The sequence below is a fragment of the Luteitalea sp. genome (genome assembly GCA_009377605.1).
In the GTDB taxonomy this organism is placed as follows: domain Bacteria; phylum Acidobacteriota; class Vicinamibacteria; order Vicinamibacterales; family Vicinamibacteraceae; genus WHTT01.
This window is the reverse complement of sequence record WHTT01000020.1, coordinates 69,070-85,462: the sequence shown is the minus strand read 5'-3', so window position 1 is coordinate 85,462 and position 16,393 is coordinate 69,070. Positions and strand designations below refer to the sequence as shown.

Here is a 16,393-nt window from a genome sequence, read left to right as displayed (position 1 = left end):
AAGTGATCCCCCTAACCATCGGCCAAGCCAGTACAGATAGATGAACGCGATCGAGCCGAAGAGGGCGTCCATGAACCGCAAGCCAACCTCGTTGTGTGGGAGTAGTCCCGTGCCGATGAGGCCGGCCACCATCCAGTACTTCAAGGGTGGCTTCGAGAGATGTGGCCGATCTGTTGGGCTCAGGCGCGGCGTGAGCCAGTCACCCGTCTCGAGCATCCGATCGACGGCATAGGAATAGATCGCCTCGTCACCGTGTAGATCCAATCGGGCCAACCCAAGGAACAGCGGAACGCAGAAGAACACAACGACGGCGGTCAGGCCGAGATAGGTGGGCCAGTGGGCGAGCGTGATCCTTTGCGGGGCGGCCGTGGAGACGTGATCGACAATACGGATGAAGCCCTCCTCGAGGGGTGACGAGGCCCGTCCGTCACCGACTCCCCCAATGCTCTACTCTAGTCGAACAGCACACCGCGGGCGAGCTTGCCCTCCGGATCGAGCGTGCGCTTCACGCGGCGCATCTCTTCGATCCCGCGGTCACCGTACAGCTGCCGAAGCAGCGTCTGCTTGATGGGATTTCGGCCGACGCCGTGCTCGGCAAGCGGGCACCCCCCGAGGCGTGCAATCGCCCGGCCGAACTCGAGGATAGCCGCTCGCCCCTGCCGCACATCGTCGTACGAGCGCGGGATGACGTTTGGATGCACGTTGCCATCGGAGATATGGCCCCAGATCGCGTAGTCGAGACCACGGCGCGCGAAGCCTTCGCGGTAGATCTGCATCATTTCGCCGAAGCGATCGAAGGGGACAATCATGTCTGCGGCGGTCTTCTCGATTCGCCTGTCCACGTTGTGCTTCGCGCGCGCCACGCGTTGGTTGACGCCCGTCGGCACGGCCTCGCGCACGGCCAAGAGCTCGTCGGCCCGCTGGCGAGCGCCCGGTAATGCGATCGACGCCCCGTCGAGGGCATCGTGCTGCTCGAGCAGCCGGCAAACGCGGACGAGCGGTGTGTCGGCCGCGTCCGGGGCGAGCGCATCCGCGATCTCGTTGTAGGCCTGCTCGGCACCAAGGGCGGTCGGGAGCTCGAGCTGAATGAGCAGGAGCATGTCGGTCTCTGGCGGCCAGGAGACGTTGTTCCGTCGATCGGCGCCGTCTCTGCGCAGAATGTCGAGCGACGGGCGATCGACGTGCTCGATGGCGGCCACGTCGATGCCACGCGGGTCGCGCGCGGCCCACGTCTCATAGGAGGCACGCCGCAGCGCGTCGACGAGCTTCAAGCCGCGAGCCTCGTCTGGCAAGGGGACGAGCGCCAAGCAGAGCCCGACCTGCCGCGGCAAGACGCTCAGCGTGACGTCGACGATGACGCCGAGCGTACCTTCGGAGCCGACGAATAGATCCACGCCGTCCATACCGGGACGGGCGTAGTAGCCCGCGGAGCACTTTGGAACGTCCGGCATGCCGTAGGTCGGCACCTTCACCCGCAGCGCACCACCTCCTGTCTCAATCTCGAACACGCCGTGGTCGTCGACCGTCACCTCTCCACGCTCGATCTCGAGGATGTCGCCGCTCGCCAGGACGACCCTGAGCGCGCGGACCCAATTGCGTGTGCTGCCGTACTTGAAGGTCGCTGCGCCAGCGGCGTTAGTGGCTACGACGCCACCGACGGTGGCTCCGCTGAAGGTAGGCACGGGTGGGTACCAGAGGCCGTGTGCATCGAGCGCCTCCTGCAAGCTGGCGAGCGACACGCCCACCTGCACCCGCACGCGGTCTCGCTCGATTTTCGTGATCTGATTGAGTCGCGCGGTGCTGATGACCAGATCATCCAGTGGCGTGGCGCCACCGGTCACTGACGACTGTGCACCCACCACGAGCACGCGCTGGTGGGCGGTGAGCAGCCCCGCGAGCTCCGCCTCGCTCCGGGGACTGGCAACGCCGACCGCGCGCCCACCGGAGTGGTGCGCAGCGTCTTCCAGGTAGGCGCGGAGATCATCTTCGGAGGTCGCAACACCGGGAAGGGCAGCTGCCCCGCGCGGTCGACTGGTCCTTATGCGGTGAGAAGGCATCCGCGTAATGGGGGAAATGGAACCGGGTACCTTTTCCGGAGCGAAAAGGTACCTGGTTCCATTTCCGCGAAGTCGCGGGTGGCGGCGACTTCTGTGTGATTCGCGACGAAATGTCTTCCTCGAGGAAGACGAGTGAGCTCCTGCAGCCCGTTCTGTTCGGTCCGCACCAGACGACCGTTGTTGAGACTGAGACGGAAGAAGTCCATCGGGACACCGCCTCGTCTCGGCCGGTGGCTCGGTGACCAGGGCGTGAACGGCGAGGAGCAGAGAGGGGAGGCTCGGCTCCCAGTTCTGACACGACCTGGTTGCCGTGCCTCCGGCCGAGGTATTTTCCGCTTTGCCCCTCGAACCATGAACCTTTCCTCCTCACGATAGGATGGCGGCAAGCACTTGGCCGAGAAAGCTGTCGAGTGCGTCACCCTGGATCCACCGGACGACCACGACGAGATCGTGCTCCCAGTCAATGTAGATGATGTTGTTGCCGGCGCCTCGAAACGTCACCGCGGTCGCCGGCGCGCTGGGGAGCGGCTCGCGATCGGTATTGAGAAACCAGTTCATGAACCCGTAGGTCGGGTTCGCTGAACCGGGCGTTCGGGCCATCCGAATCCACTCGTCGGAAACGACCGGTCGACCGCCCCACCGGCCGTTGTGCAGGAACAGGTAGCCGAAGCGCAGCATGTCGCGTGCGCTGATGAACATGCCACCGCCCCAGTGGCCGCCGCCGCTCACCGACTGCATTCGCTGGCCGTCGAGCTCGATCCAGGAGTTGCGATAGCCGTGCCAGCGCCATGTGCTCGACGCACCGATCGGGTCCATCAGCTCCGCGCGCAACACCTGCGGCAGCGGCTTGCGCCAGACGTGCAGGGCAGCCAACGCGAGCAGATTGACTCGTACGTCGTTGTACTTGTAATGCGTCCCCGGCTCGTGAAGGGGCCGGTTTGGATAGTCTGAGGGCTTCTCACCCTCGGGACGGTCCGCCCAATCCGGCTTGTCCCACAGCGTGCCACGCCAGTCGCTCGTCTGTCGCAGCAGATGCTCCCACGTGATCTTCGCGTTGTGGGGCGAGTCGAAGAGCTCGGTCGTCGGCATGTAGTCGACGACACGATCCTTTACGTCATGGATGAGACCCTGCTGCCACGCTAGCCCTACGACGGTCGATAGAAAGCTCTTGGTTACGCTGAACGTCAAGTCAGCACGCGCTGTGTCTCCCCATTCGGCGACAATCGCGCCGTGCCGCACGACGAGGCCGTTGAGTGCCGCGCGCTCACCCAGCGGACCAACGGCTTCATCGAACGGCTCCTCACCGAAGAGGACAGCCCTGTCGAGCGCCAGGTCCTTGGGACCGGGGTTCTCGTGCGCCACGGCGTACGCAACGGCTCGGTCGAGCGCGGCCTTGTCCATTCCCACAGCTTCGGGAGACGACCGGCGCCAAGAACCTCGTGGTGGGAAGTAAGTCCCCTCTTGTGGCCGCGTTTCGCTCTCGGCGCGCGCGGCTTCTTGCAGGCGTGGCGCTGCCTGGCCGCCCGCTCGGACCGTTGCCGCATGTATGGCCACGAACGGACCCACCCCAAGCACCGCGATAACGGACCAGCGCCACACCCTGGCTTCGAGCCGTCTGCGCCATCCCGGGCCCTCTTTACGTGTCATCTCCGTCCTCCTTGTTCGGCTCCGTGGCCCGCGTGGTCTGAAGGGCGCGCGCTGCGTACGGAACACTCAAGTCAACAGCATGTTCATTGACGCGGCCTCTGGGGCGGTTGAGGCTCCCATGAGCGCGTGTGAGCTTCCGGCAATCGTACTGCGAGGATACCGGGAGGCATCGCGCGGAGCGGTCGCAGCAACGTCAGGTCGGCCAGATCCGACGGATCGAACGGATACGCGCTGACATCGGGGGCCAGGAGCACTACGGCGCGGGTGTCCCTGGCGTCCTCGAGCGTCTCCGGTGTCAGGAGTTGGACACGCTCATCGTAGCCGGCATGCGGGTAGAGGCCGCTCTGCACGAGCACAACAGGCTCATTGGCGAGGCGATCCAGCGCTTCGGGAACTGCCGCTACCTCGCTCTTCCAGGGACGCAGGCTGTAGCCACGGTCTCCACTGCCGACAAGGAGCGCTCCGAGGAAGATCGCGGCCGCTGCCGCGAGACGGGCATGACCAGCATTCGCGACAAGTCGGCGAAACAGTGTCAGCGCGCCGGCAGAGGCCGCAATGGCCAGGAACGGCCCGAGAACGATGGCGTAGTAGATCCCGAATGCTCGCAACTGTTCGTTCGCTGATGCGCCATAGAGCGCGACGATTGGCACGATGCCGACGACCCATCGCCAACCAAGCACCGGCAAGAATAGATGGGGCACGATCACGGTCGTCCAGAAGCCCGACGTCATGGTGCTGACCAGAACACGCCAAGGCTGCGTCAGCATGCCAACCAGCGCCAGCATCGGAGTTGCGCCGTAGTTCGCCCAGAAGTGCGCGTATGTCGGCGTTCCGGCGTCCGTGAGCTTCGGTACGACGTAGCCGTAGTAGATACCCAAGTTGGCAGCGGCGACAGCGGTCGGCAAGAAGAGGAACAGCAAGCGGTCCGACCATGTCATTCGACGGAACGCATGCAGCCCCAGGGCTACGGACGCCGCGAAAATCGGCATGACAGCATCCTCCTTGACGAGCGCGCATGCGAGCATCGCTACTGAGAAGGACCTTCGCTGGCGCCGAAGTGCCGCGTCGATCATCCACGGCACGAACCACGCGAAGAGCACTTCGGGATGAAACCCGTAGTTGAGAGCTCGCGCGGTATTGTCATTGAGAATGAAGGCGAGGGCTGTCGCGCTTGCGAGCGCTCCGCCGGCTCCAATGCGCTGCATGATCCGCCGGACATGCACACCTCCCGCGACGACCGCTATCACTGACAGCGCAAGAAGCCAGAGCGGGCTGGGATACAGCGCATACACAGAGCAAACGGGGAGCATCCCCCAGTATGCGTGAACGGCCAGCTCACTGCGATGAGAGAATCCGGGCGCATCCGCAGTCTCCACATACAGCGGTCGCCCCTGCAGCGTCTGAAAGCAGGGCCGGTCGAAGTACACTGTGAAATCGACAGCGTTGATAGCACCGGATTGAAAGCGGGTCAGGACGAGCCAGAACAGGACAAGCCCCGCGATCAGCGCGGCGAACAAGACGACGCGACCACGCGGTTCCCAGCGGTCCAAGGCGCGAAGCTCGGTTTCTCGCCAGCGCCACGGACGCACGACCAACAGAGCCAGCACGAGTGCCGGTGCCACGACGACCGGCAGCCGCACGACCGGAGGCCAGCCCACCAACGGTGCACCGACCAGGACGACGACCACAACGAGGGCGATCGTGGCTAAGGCCGCTCGCACGCGCTCCTTCGGGTCCGCATTTCTCGCCGCGCCTCCCAGCTTCTGACTCGGGGTTGATCGCAGCCCTCACCGACTCACTTCTTCGCCCCCGGCCCCTTCAACGCGCGCCCAGGGCGGGCGCCGGTGTGCTCCCCATCCTTCAACACTCGGACACCGTTCACCCACACATGCTCCACCCCGGACGCAAGCTGGTGCGGTTTCTCGTACGTTGCAAGATCCGTAATGGTCTCCGGATCGAACACGACGACGTCGGCGAACATCCCGGACCCGAGCGTGCCGCGTGCTTCGAGTCCGAGGTTGCTCGCCGGCAGGCCCGACAGACGATGGATGGCCGCCTCGAGGGGGATGAGCTGCTCGTCCCGTACATAGCGGCCAAGCAGGCGTGCCACGTTTCCGTAGGCACGCGGATGCACGGAGGAGCGCAGAAACACGCCTTCCGGCGCGAGCGATCCCGCATCCGAGCCAAACGTCACCCAGGGCAACCGAATCTGCTTGCGCACGTTGTCCTCGGACATCAAGAAGTACACGGCTCCCACGCGCGTGCCATCCTCCGCAATGAGATCGAGGATCGTGTCGATATCGCTCGTCCCACGCTGCCGCGCGACGTCGCCGAGCGTCTTGCCCGTGAGCGGTTTCAGCTCCTCTGAGCGAAACTCCACCAAGAGCACCCGATCGGGCGATCCAGCCGCCTGATACAAGCTCTCCCAGTCGATCGCGGGCCGGCGCATGTCGGCCGCCACCTGACGCCGCCACGCGGGATCACGCAGGCGTTCGACGAACGCCTCCAGGCCTCCCTCGAGCCTCGACGGTGGCACCGCCGCCGTCAGTCCGGTTGCGCCGGCTGTATAGGTGTACATGTCTGCCGTGATCTTCAATCCCTCCGCACGCGCCCCTTCGATCTTGGCAATAGCCGCATCGAGCGTCGGCCAGCTCGCCTCGCCGGCCGCCTTGAGGTGATAGATCTCCGCAGGAATCTCCGCCTCGCGCGCGATTCGCAGCAGCTCGTCGATGGCCTCGAGCAAGCGTGTGCTCTCGTTGCGCAGGTGCGAGATGTACTTGCCGTCGTACTGCGCGGCCACTTTGCACAGCTCGATGAGCTCCTCGGTGGAGGCGTACGCACCGGGTGCGTAGATGAGTGACGAGCCAATGCCGAGCGCGCCCTCCTGCATCTCCTGCCGCACGAGGGTGCGCATGCGCTCCATCTCCTGCGCGGTGGCAGGCCTGTCGTCCAGACCGATCACGTGCTCGCGAATCGTCGCAGCACCAATGAACGACGCCACGTTCGCCGATACGCCCTCGCGTTCCAATGTCTCGAGATATTCGCCGAGCGTCGTCCAGGTGACGTCGTACTTGAGATCGCCCTGTGTCCGCTCGGTTCGCGCTTTCATCTCCGGCGAGAGCGGGCCCATCGACGATCCCTCGCCGAAGATCTCGGTCGTCACGCCCTGCTCGATGTCGCTGAGCGAGCGCCCGTCGACGAGGAGCGACTCGGTCGCCCACGAGAGCATGTTGATGAAGCCAGGAGCAACCGCCAGGCCGCCCGCATCGACCACCTCGCCCGCGCTCGCGCTCTCGAGATCGCCCACGGCCGCAATTCGATCGCCCGTGATTGCAACGTCGCCACGTCGGGGCGGAGCGCCCGTTCCGTCGTAGACGACGCCATTGCGGATCAGCACGTCGTAGCGTCGGCAGGCGCTACCGAGCGCGGTGAAACAGACCACTAGGAGCACGATTGAGATCCAGACGCGAAGAGCCAGGCGCGCACGAAGCTGGGGCATGGCGCTATTATGGTCGAATCAAGAGGGCGGTGCGCTGGCATCGGCCTTGCTGGAGTACTTCGGCGGCGGCTGGTCGACGTCTCCCGGGAGGGACACCGTAGCGCCATCCCGATTTGCAGGAATTGTAGAGCGCGGACGCCTCGGCGAGGCGCCCCAACCGCCAATGGGGCGCCTCCGCCGAACACGGCGTGCCCGGCGAGGGTAGGGCGCGTTCGCCAAACGCGCCGCCCTGAAAATCAGCCACCAACAGTGGCGACCTCAAGGAGTCTGCATGCGGAACCTAGCGATTCTCGGAGTGATGTTGCTGGTCCCTGCCTTCGTGCAGGCGCAGAAGAGCCCGCAGAAGCTCTTCGAAGCCGGAAAGTACGCGGAGACCATCGCCGCGCTGCCGGCGAACAAGGCACGCTCGGCCAGAGAGGCGTATCTTGCCGGGCAGACTCAGGCGAAGCTCAAACAAGACAGTCAAGCACGCGCGGCGTACAAGAAGCTCGCCTCCGGAGACGAGGACAGCGCCTGGACGTTCGTCGGGCGATCGGCGCTCGCACAATTGGGGGGCAACAAGGGCGAAGCGCTGAGTGCCGCCAAGAAGGCGGTAGCGCTCAACGAGAAGCTCGCCGAGGCGCAATACCAACTCGGCCTTGTCCTGAATTCGCGCGGCGAATACAAGGAGGCGGGCAGCGCATTCGCGAAGGCGGCGAAGCTCAGGCCGGACATGGCGTATGCGCACTATTACGCGGGCATGGCGTACAACAAGGCCAAGCGGGTCGACCTCATGGCCACGCACTTCGAGCGGTTCTTGAAGCTGGCGCCGGCCGCACCAGAACGTCCCGTCGTGGAGTCGGTCATGCGCACCGTCCGCGGCAGGCGATAACGCGCGATGGCTGGGTCAAGCGCGCTGATCAAAACGCCTGTCCAAGCGAGAAATACAATCGGGGCCGGCGGCGGCCGTCGACGTCGCGCGTGAGCGGCACACCGACATCGACACGAAACAGGGCGAATGGCGTGTCGATGCGCAAGCCGGCGCCGACCCCGACCTCGAGGTCGAGCGAGAGATCGGAGAACGCGTCGAACACGTTCCCCGCGTCCACGAAGCCCACACCTCGCACCCAGCGGTAGATCGGGAACCGCAGCTCCTGGTTGATCAGCAGCAACGCATTCTCTGCAAGAAAGTCCTCACCAACAATCGAACCGTCCGGGTAGCCGCGTAGGGTTTGCCCACCGCCGATCTGGAACATCTCGCTTGGGATGAGCACCTGGTCACCGATCGCGCGCGTGGCGCCAACACGCAGAGCAGAGGCAGAGACGACCGTCTCGGTCAGCCGACGGAAGTAGTACTGCTGCGCCACGTAGCGGACAAAACGAAGATCGGATGCCAGCCACGTGTCCGAGTACTCGAAGGTCGATGAGTGCAACCAGCCCCGCGTCGCATCAGAGGCATCGTCACGCCTGTCGACAATGACCGACGCGCCGAGCCGAGGCACGGTAACAGGCTCGTCCGGAAAGTCGGGAGAGTCCACACGTGTTCGACTTCGCGCATACGTGTAGCCGTACTCGACGGCCAGCCCCTCCCTGCGACGGAGCCGCAGCCGCTGAAAGATTGAGTACTCCGTTTCATCGGTTGTGGCCTCGAATGTGGCCGCTTCCGAAACGACATCGAAACCCTCACGCGAGCGCTCGACGAAGAGCGTGGTCGAGAGCGGCGCGTCGAACAGGCGCGGCAGTGTGAGAAACAGGCGGCCCGCTTGCCTCCGTCGTTGGTAGCGACCGGCGATGCCGCCGGTCGCGGTTGTTCCAAAGAGGTTGCGGTTCTCGAGATCCGCCGCGAGACCAGGCGTCACCTCGCGGCCAGAGCCGCTAGACGAGGGCTCGTCGTTGACACCGACGCCGTAGCGCAGTCGATATCGCGGCCGCTCCTGGAGCTCGACGATGGCGCGCACTGGCTGTTCGGTAACAACTTCCTTGGATGAAGATTGCGTCCGTCGTTCGATTGGCTGGAGGCTGATGTCGACGCGCTGAAACACGCCAGTTTCGTACAAGCGTTGCCTGGCCTCGAGCATCGTCCGCACGCCGATCGGCGCGCCGCGCTCGAGGCTGAGGGCCCGCAGGATGACCGGTTCGTCCGTGCCAGGTGCGCCCCGGATTGCGACATCTTCGAGCACCTGACGCGGCCCCTCGGCGACGTCGAGGTTCAACAACACGCGACCCGCCTCCGCTCCGCTTCGGCGAGGTTCTACGTCGACGCCGAGGCTGACCGTGGCATTCGCAAAGCCGTCGTTACGATAGGCTGCTTCCACGTTCCTGCGGCCGAGCTCGGCATCCAGCGGCAAATACGCGCTGCCGGGCGCGATGCCGAACCACTGGCGCACCTGGGCTGCAGTCTCCGCCTCCACCCCACTGACGTCCACGGAGGCGACCGAGTATAACGGTCCTTCGCGGATTTCGACGGGAAGGATCACCTCTCTGCCTCGTGACGCTTGCCCGCCGCGGTTGCTCGACCGTGCATCGATTCCGACCCGAGCGAGCGCCGCAAGGTATCCCTGCGCTCGATACCATTCCGCGAGACTCCGCTCGAATGCCGGCGGGTCGAGCCATGCAGTGAGCGCCAGGTCTCGCTCCCTTATGAAGGCGTCTATAGCTGCTGTCGAAGCCTGGTCGTTGCCCGTGTACTCGAGCCGCCAGGGAGATACTGGCCCTGGCTCGACGGTGACAATTGCCTGCTTCACCTCTTGTCGCGCATCGATGCGGACTTGCACACGCGCCTGTGGATGATTCGTCTCGATGAGGTGTCGGCGTGCAATGGCGGTGAGATCGTCCGACAGGAAAGTATCGAAGACGGCAGCCGACCAGGCGTCCCGCATACGTCTGCGCACATTGCCCGGCAGGTCGCTGCCGCGAACGACGACCTCGCATTGCGGACCGGTCTCGATCGTGTAATAGAGCGTGACGCCAGGCGCCTCGTCAGCCGCCTCCGGCCCGGCGGCCGGCTGAGCGGGCCGTTCAACAGGCGCCTCCTGCGATTGTCGCGATGTGCGAATCCGATGCTCGAAATAGCCCTGCTCCCGCAGGTACTCGGCCAGGCGATCGCGATCCTTCTGCCAGCGGTAGAAGTCGAAGCGATCGCCAGCCTCGAGCTTGAGCCGCCGCGCGAGCTGGCGCTCGTCCGCCTCGCTCACGCCACGAATGATGACGGCCGTGACACGCTGGCCTGGGCCGCGCTGTGCGCCCGAGTCGACACGCCGCGTCCGACGGCCGAGGGTCACGTCGTGGCGAAACTCGTAGGCTCTCGACTCATCGTCTCGAGAGACGGCCCTGAGCTCGACGCTTCTGAGCGGGCGATACGACGCTATCCAGGTAAGCGCACCTGCCTCGCGTAAGCTTTGCGAAAGAATGAGCTCGACGCCGCGGGGGAATCGCTTCGCTGCAGTCAGGCGGGCGGCCGGGTTCGCCTCGGTCGCGAGCTGGACCTGCTCGGACCCGATGTCTTCGGCAGCGATGCCACGCTCGAGCCGCAGTGCGTCGAGCCCGATGGTGCGACCGGCCAGCGCAAACAGGTCTCCTGAGATGGCGCTGAGAAGCTGCGTGCGCACGGCCTCAGTCGTGGATTCCCCAGCGCCGCCACCGGCCAGCATCGCGTAGAGCTCCGCCTCGGACTGCTGCGCATCGTCTGACTCGACGGTGACATCGAGGGTTTCGGGTGTGCCGCTTGCCTGGATGGTCACGCCTGTCGCACCCACGTGCGTCTGTGCGACAAGGTCGAGCGTGGGATCGAGTCGGGCAGGATCGGTGAAGTCGGCCGACCCGCGCTCGATGCGGTAGACAAGGCCGCCGAGATAGAGCTCGCCGCCTTCGCGCAGCTCGATGCGCCCGGCCACACCCGGCTGGTCGAGCGTGCCCAAGAGCTGCAGGTCCAACGCGGCGCCGAAACGGCCGTAGTTGTTGTCAACCAGGAGATCCTCTTGGCTGATGACGGCGATGTCGAGTCGAACTGGTGTTGCGGCAGCCGATGAACCTCCGCCGCTGGGCATGCCTCCTAGCTGCCCGCCGCCACCGAAGAGCTCGCGCCCAAGGGTGCCGGTGAGGATGATCGGCTCGCGGTACGAGCCGTGGAGAAGCGTGACGTCACCCCCGATGAGCGTCTCGCGCGGGCGAATCTCGACGCGCATGTCCGCGTTGAGCTCGGCGCGCAGGCCCTCGGGGTATTCGAAGGCGACGTTGCGTCCGGTGATCGTCGCTATGCCCGTGACGGCTGGCAATTGGCCGACGTCGAGTGTGGCATCGAGACGAATCGGACCGCCGTTGGCCATCCCCGTGATGCCAATCGCGCTGATGCGCTGCTCATCGAGCTGGATCGCGCCTGCCACGTCGGACACGAGCAGGCGTGGCTCGCGGAGCACGAGCTCACCCTCCGTCACGTCGATACGGCCGTCGAGCTCGGGCGTCGTTACCGGTCCTGTGGCGCGTACATCGATTGTGGCGGATCCAGCCGTGCCGATATCGCGCGCGAACGCGCCGAGCAAACGCAAGTCCAAGTTCCCGAGCGCGTTGAGCTCCACGACCGGCTGATGATCCAACCCACTCGCGCTCCCGGTCACGCGGAGCTCAGTGCCAGGCCCACGCCAAGAGAACATCTCGATCAGCGCGCGGCCATTGTCGATGCTGATGCGCGTCGGCGCGACCTGTTCAACGGGCAAACCCGCGAAGACGAGGTTGCCCCGGTCGAGAGTCAGCGTTCCGTTGACCGCCGCGAGGTCCAGGGCGGTCGCTCGTGCGTCGAGCGATAGTGCCAGCTCCCCGTCGACTTGCGCCGTTGTCAGGTCGTCGATGAACGGCTCGAGCAGCGCTGGCGTCAAGGGAGACGCCGTGACCTGCAGGCGCGCTTCATCTGGTGTTGCCGGCCGTGCAGCGACGAGCGGTTCTGGCAACCAGCGCGCGAGTAGTCGCAGAGGCAGCGAACCAGTCCCCGCGATCGTGGCGCGCTGCCATGTCCCAGTGAGCTGGTCTATCGTGAGTAAGCCCTCACCCAGGTGCGCCTCGAGGCCAAGGTTGGTGACCGGGGGCAGATCTCGATAGGTCACGCTCGTGTCGATGAGTGAGAGCGTTCCGGCGAGCCGCGGCGCGCGAAGGGTGCCAGTAGCGTTGGCATCGAGTTGGAGCGATCCTGTGAGGCCGAAAGGCACCGTCGAGAACAGCTTCACGATCGGCAGGAGGTCTGCGGCCCGCGCATCGAGCCTGGCGTGAAGCTTCTCGGTCGCAGGGAAGGCGCCGGTCTCCTCTTTCTGCACCCCCAAGCCGAATGACCCGTCAACGGTCAGATGGCTGGCCCCGCTGGCTAGATCGAGCCCCTCCACGGCAAGGCCGCGCGGCGAGTAGCGCAGCGCCGCCGGAGCTGCGAGCGCGAGCCGAGAGTCGCCGATCATGACGTTCGTCTCCGTTAGCGTCGCGCTGCCCTCCGTCTCTGCGAGGTTGTCGAGTCGTCCGTTCGCTCGAGCACCCAGGGACAGGCGTCCGGCGATCGGGAGATCGACGTTGGGCAGGAACGGGGAGAGGCGCTCGACGTCGAGGCCTTCGACGCGCGCCGTCAGCTCGAACGACCTCGCCTCGTCCAAGGCTTGAATGGCGTGGAGCTCGGTCGCAAATGACGAGGCCCGGGCGTCAATCACGGCGCGCTGCCCATCTGCGTCGACCGTCGCCTCGATAGGGCCGAGCGCCGCACCTCGCCATGTGAAGTCCGAAAGCGTGAGGCGTGCTGCGCCAGATGGGTGTGCCAGCGCGCCTTCGCCGCGGGCTTCGAAGCTCACCCGGCCCCCTACGGGAATCGACGCTGCAGTGTCCGACCCGTCCGGCGGCGGATCGATACGCAGATCCTGGCCTCGCGCATCCAACTCGTAACGGCCGGATGACAATGTGTAACTGCCAGTGGCTTCCAGCAGGCCGCTCGGATCTTGTGTCGCTGTCAGTCGCTCGATGCGAAGAGAGTCCGGCGTGAGTTGAACCTGCGCGTTCAGAGAGTCCAGCCGTTGACCGGCCGCGCGGAGGTTACTCGATGTGACCGCCGCATCGAGCATGAGACGAGTCGTCGTTCCAGCGAGCCGGCCGCTCATCTTCACTGTGCCGGTAGGACGCCGTTCGGCAGGCATTGCGCGAAGCAGCGCTGCGACCTCTGGAACGTCGGCTTGCACGAAGCCCTCGACACGGCCGGTTCGAAACGAAACGGTCGCCCGCCCATCGATCTGACTCTCTTCGAGCATGAGCCGCAAGCTTGCCACGGTCGCGCGGGTCGTCGTCGCCGTGCCGCGGGCGTCGAGCTGGCCCGCGCCGTGGCTGGACGACGTGAGATCACGAGAGGTGAGGCTCCAGTTCACGCGAGGTTGTCGGAAGGAACCGGTGAGATCGACGCGGGCATCCAGGCTTCCGTGGATGCGCTCTCCCGTCGGGAGTACGACGCCCGCCACATCCAATAGCGGCACGACGTCCGCAGCGTGCAGCGCGAGGCCGCCCGAGAGTGAGCCGTCGACTGGTTCAGCGGTGAAGTCTGCCTCGGCAGGTGACCTCATGTCCGAGAGCTCGCCCCCCACGCGGCCGCGGAGGGTCAGTCCCTCCGCCGCCAGGTCGGGCGTCAGCGACCACTGCCGCTTCGCGACCGTTAGCGCAAGCGTGCCCGCAACGGGCACTGGTCGGGGACGCGCTGCCCGTTTCGACGACGCTGTCGGCGTGAGTGCCGCATGCACCGAGACTTCCCAGTTCGGCCAGTCGAGCCCCGGACCCTCCACTCGCACCGTGCCTGCCGCCCGTGTGGCGAGATCGACGGGCAACGGACCAGCAACGGACGAGAGAAAGGTGGCGACATCGAGGCCCCGCCAGGTCGAGTCGATCTCCGACCTCACGCCCTGGTCCAGACCCACCGTGCCGCGCACAGCGACTTCCCCTGCGCCGACGGCCGCGCGCAGGTGCCTGACGATGACGCGGGTGGGATCGATTGAAGCGCGGCTTTGCAGCCGGATTTGCCGGAGATCGGCGTAGGCAAGCGAGTCGCTCGAGAGATCAACCTCGATGCGAGGCGCAGCCAGCTCACCCTTCACCGTGCCGCTCGCTTGCACGATGCCCCGCATGGGCAAGGTGGGCGCGGTCTCGGGGTCAGGCTCTCGGATTCCTTGGCCGGGAAGCAGAGGTGTCAGCTCGGTCAAGTCTGCCTCCACCCGGTATCGCAGGTCGCAGGCCGGCTCCGAAGCAAACAGCCGCATCACGCCGGCCCCCTCGATCCGGCTGTGTGCTGTCGTGAGCACTAGTGGTTCGAGGTTGAGTCCTTCGCTGGTCAGGCGCAACGCGCCCTCCACACGGGCCTCGAGTGGTTGGCCGCCGGTCTCGGCGCGAAGGTTGGCGGCCAGGTCGGCCGGACGCCATGCAGCCGGGCCCGGCGTCGCGCGCGAGACCAGCGACAGGCGGCTCAGCTCGAGCGCCGTGCCCAACGAGGGATCTGTAAAGCGAAAAGAGATATCGCGCAGGTCCAATCGGCCCAGATCGATCGCAGACGACGAGGGGGCCGGCTCACGTGCGGCGAGCTCGGGAAGGTTCCAGCGCCCATCTTGCGCGCGCTCGATAACGATGGCCGCATGGTCCACCGAAAGCGACTGCAGGCGTGCCGCGCCACCAACGAAGGCCCAGGGGAGATCGACTCGGGCGTGCCGCGCGGTGAAGAACGCCGGGGCTTCCCGACCAGCCGCAGCCAAGCGGACGTCGGCCAGCTCGATGCTGAGCGACAACAGGTTGTAATCGAGCCGACCGATCCGCGCGTCAATCCCATAATCTCGCTGGAGCATGGCCGTCGCCCACGCAGCCACGCGCCCGCGCACGAGGGGCGTGTGCAGGAGCGCCACGAACAGGGTCAGCACCAGTAGGAGCCCCGCGGCGATAACGAGTCCGATGCGCAGGAGTCGGACAGATACAGGCATAGCTGTGCTGGTGCCATGTTAGCAGCGCGCTAAACGGGGACAGCACTCGTTTTTCACATCGCGGAAAACGGGGGCTGTCCCCGTTCTTTCGCCCCGACTAGAATGTCTCTATGTCGTCGATGAACAAGAACCAGTCTCTCGGTGTCGGTTTGGTGGGGATCGGATGGTGCGCGGCGCAGCATATTCAGGCGTTCCAGAAGAACCCGCACACGCGTGTCGTGGCCCTGTGTGGTCGGGAGGTGCAAGGCGTCGAAGCAAACCTCACCAAATACGGCGTGAGCGCACAGGGTGCGCGCATCACGACCCGCTACGAAGATCTCCTGGAGGCTGACGATATCGAGATCATCTCGATTGTGACGCCCAACAATCTCCACGCCGCGCAAGCGATTGCAGCTGTCGAGGCCGGCAAGCACATCCTTCTCGAAAAGCCAACGGCCCTACGCCTCGACGAGCTCACGCAGCTCAGCGCCGCGGTCCGCAAAGCCGGGACTCGCTCGATTGTCTCGTTCGAGCTGCGCTACAATCCATACCTTCGGTTCGTTCGTTGGCTACGGTCGTCAGGGCGTCTGGGGCGCGTTCGCTTTGTACGTGTGCAATACCTCTCCCGAGTGCTGGACTGGTACGCGGGTTGGGACTGGTGTCGCACAAACGAAGGCGGCGGCAGCCACCTACTGGCGGCTGGCTGTCATGCGGTCGATACGTTCCGCTGGCTGAGCGGCCTCGAGCCCCTGGACGTCAGCGCGTTTCACACGCATTTTACCGCGGGCTACGAGTGGCCCACGTCGATTCTCGCGAACCTGCGGCTCCAAGAGGGAGCGCTGGGACACGTGACCAGCTCCACGGATTTCATGCTGCCGTATACGTTCGGCGTGGAGTTGATGGGTGATCGGCTCTCCGTCCGCGATACGCTCATCGCGTGGAAGGACGAACCGGTCGATCTCGAGGAGCTGCGCGACGCCAACCCTGTCCCCGAGGTGACACTACACCCGAGTCGTTACGGCAGCGCGGCAGAGGCGATTCAAATCGCCTGCGACAACATGCCAGATTCTGTCGACGTCGCACATCATCCATTTCAGGCAGAAATCGACGACCTCGTTGCCTGCATCCGGGAGGGTCGGGATCCAGAGCTGAACGTTCTCGACGCCGAAAAAACCATGCAGATCTGCCTGGCGGCGGATCGGTCAGCGGCGCTGGGCGGCACGGTCCTCGAGCTGCCACTTCGTGTCTGATGTTAGGTGGAC

8 protein-coding genes are annotated in these 16,393 nt (G+C 65.4%); 2 read left to right on the top strand and 6 right to left on the bottom strand.

Annotated elements, in window-relative coordinates; translation table 11 throughout:
• From GEV06_09015 to GEV06_08995, 5 genes are all read right to left on the bottom strand, one after another.
• Nucleotides 1-264 (bottom strand): hypothetical protein (locus GEV06_09015; GenBank protein MPZ18039.1); only part of this gene is annotated, 264 nt, incomplete at its 3' end.
• Nucleotides 265-452: 188 nt separating this feature from the next.
• A complete protein-coding gene (locus GEV06_09010; GenBank protein ID MPZ18038.1) occupies nt 453-2,057 on the bottom strand; it encodes an FAD-binding protein in 1,605 nt (534 codons plus the stop codon).
• Between the two features lie 366 nt (nt 2,058-2,423).
• A complete protein-coding gene (locus GEV06_09005; GenBank protein ID MPZ18037.1) occupies nt 2,424-3,458 on the bottom strand; it encodes a serine hydrolase in 1,035 nt (344 codons plus the stop codon).
• Nucleotides 3,459-3,787: 329 nt separating this feature from the next.
• Nucleotides 3,788-5,488: a DUF2079 domain-containing protein gene (locus GEV06_09000; GenBank protein ID MPZ18036.1), complete on the bottom strand. Its 1,701-nt coding sequence runs from the start codon at nt 5,486-5,488 to the stop codon at nt 3,788-3,790.
• An 11-nt stretch (nt 5,489-5,499) separates the two neighbouring features.
• Nucleotides 5,500-7,203, bottom strand: coding sequence for an amidohydrolase family protein (locus GEV06_08995; protein ID MPZ18035.1), 1,704 nt, complete (start codon nt 7,201-7,203; stop codon nt 5,500-5,502).
• Nucleotides 7,204-7,474: 271 nt separating this feature from the next.
• Between GEV06_08995 and GEV06_08990 the strand changes: the two genes are divergently transcribed.
• Entirely contained in the window at nt 7,475-8,074 is a 600-nt protein-coding gene (locus GEV06_08990; protein MPZ18034.1) for a hypothetical protein, read from the top strand.
• 28 nt (nt 8,075-8,102) lie between these two features.
• On the opposite strand, the gene GEV06_08985 is transcribed toward GEV06_08990, so the two are convergent.
• Complete coding sequence (locus GEV06_08985) at nt 8,103-15,152, bottom strand: BamA/TamA family outer membrane protein (GenBank protein MPZ18033.1); 7,050 nt, start codon at nt 15,150-15,152, stop codon at nt 8,103-8,105.
• Between the two features lie 110 nt (nt 15,153-15,262).
• Here GEV06_08985 and GEV06_08980 point away from each other — a divergent pair, with 110 nt between their 5' ends.
• Entirely contained in the window at nt 15,263-16,381 is a 1,119-nt protein-coding gene (locus tag GEV06_08980; GenBank protein ID MPZ18032.1) for a hypothetical protein, read from the top strand.
• The last annotated feature ends 12 nt before the right edge of the window (nt 16,382-16,393 follow it).

Bases quoted from the DNA above. Each gene is read 5' to 3' on its own strand.
- GEV06_09010 (MPZ18038.1), bottom strand. From the start codon at position 2,057: ATGCCTTCTCACCGCATAAGGACCAGTCGACCGCGCGGGGCAGCTGCC.
- GEV06_09005 (MPZ18037.1), bottom strand. From the start codon at position 3,458: ATGGACAAGGCCGCGCTCGACCGAGCCGTTGCGTACGCCGTGGCGCAC.
- GEV06_08995 (MPZ18035.1), bottom strand. From the start codon at position 7,203: ATGCCCCAGCTTCGTGCGCGCCTGGCTCTTCGCGTCTGGATCTCAATC.
- GEV06_08990 (MPZ18034.1), top strand. From the start codon at position 7,475: ATGCGGAACCTAGCGATTCTCGGAGTGATGTTGCTGGTCCCTGCCTTC.
- GEV06_08985 (MPZ18033.1), bottom strand. From the start codon at position 15,152: ATGCCTGTATCTGTCCGACTCCTGCGCATCGGACTCGTTATCGCCGCG.
- GEV06_08980 (MPZ18032.1), top strand. From the start codon at position 15,263: ATGTCGTCGATGAACAAGAACCAGTCTCTCGGTGTCGGTTTGGTGGGG.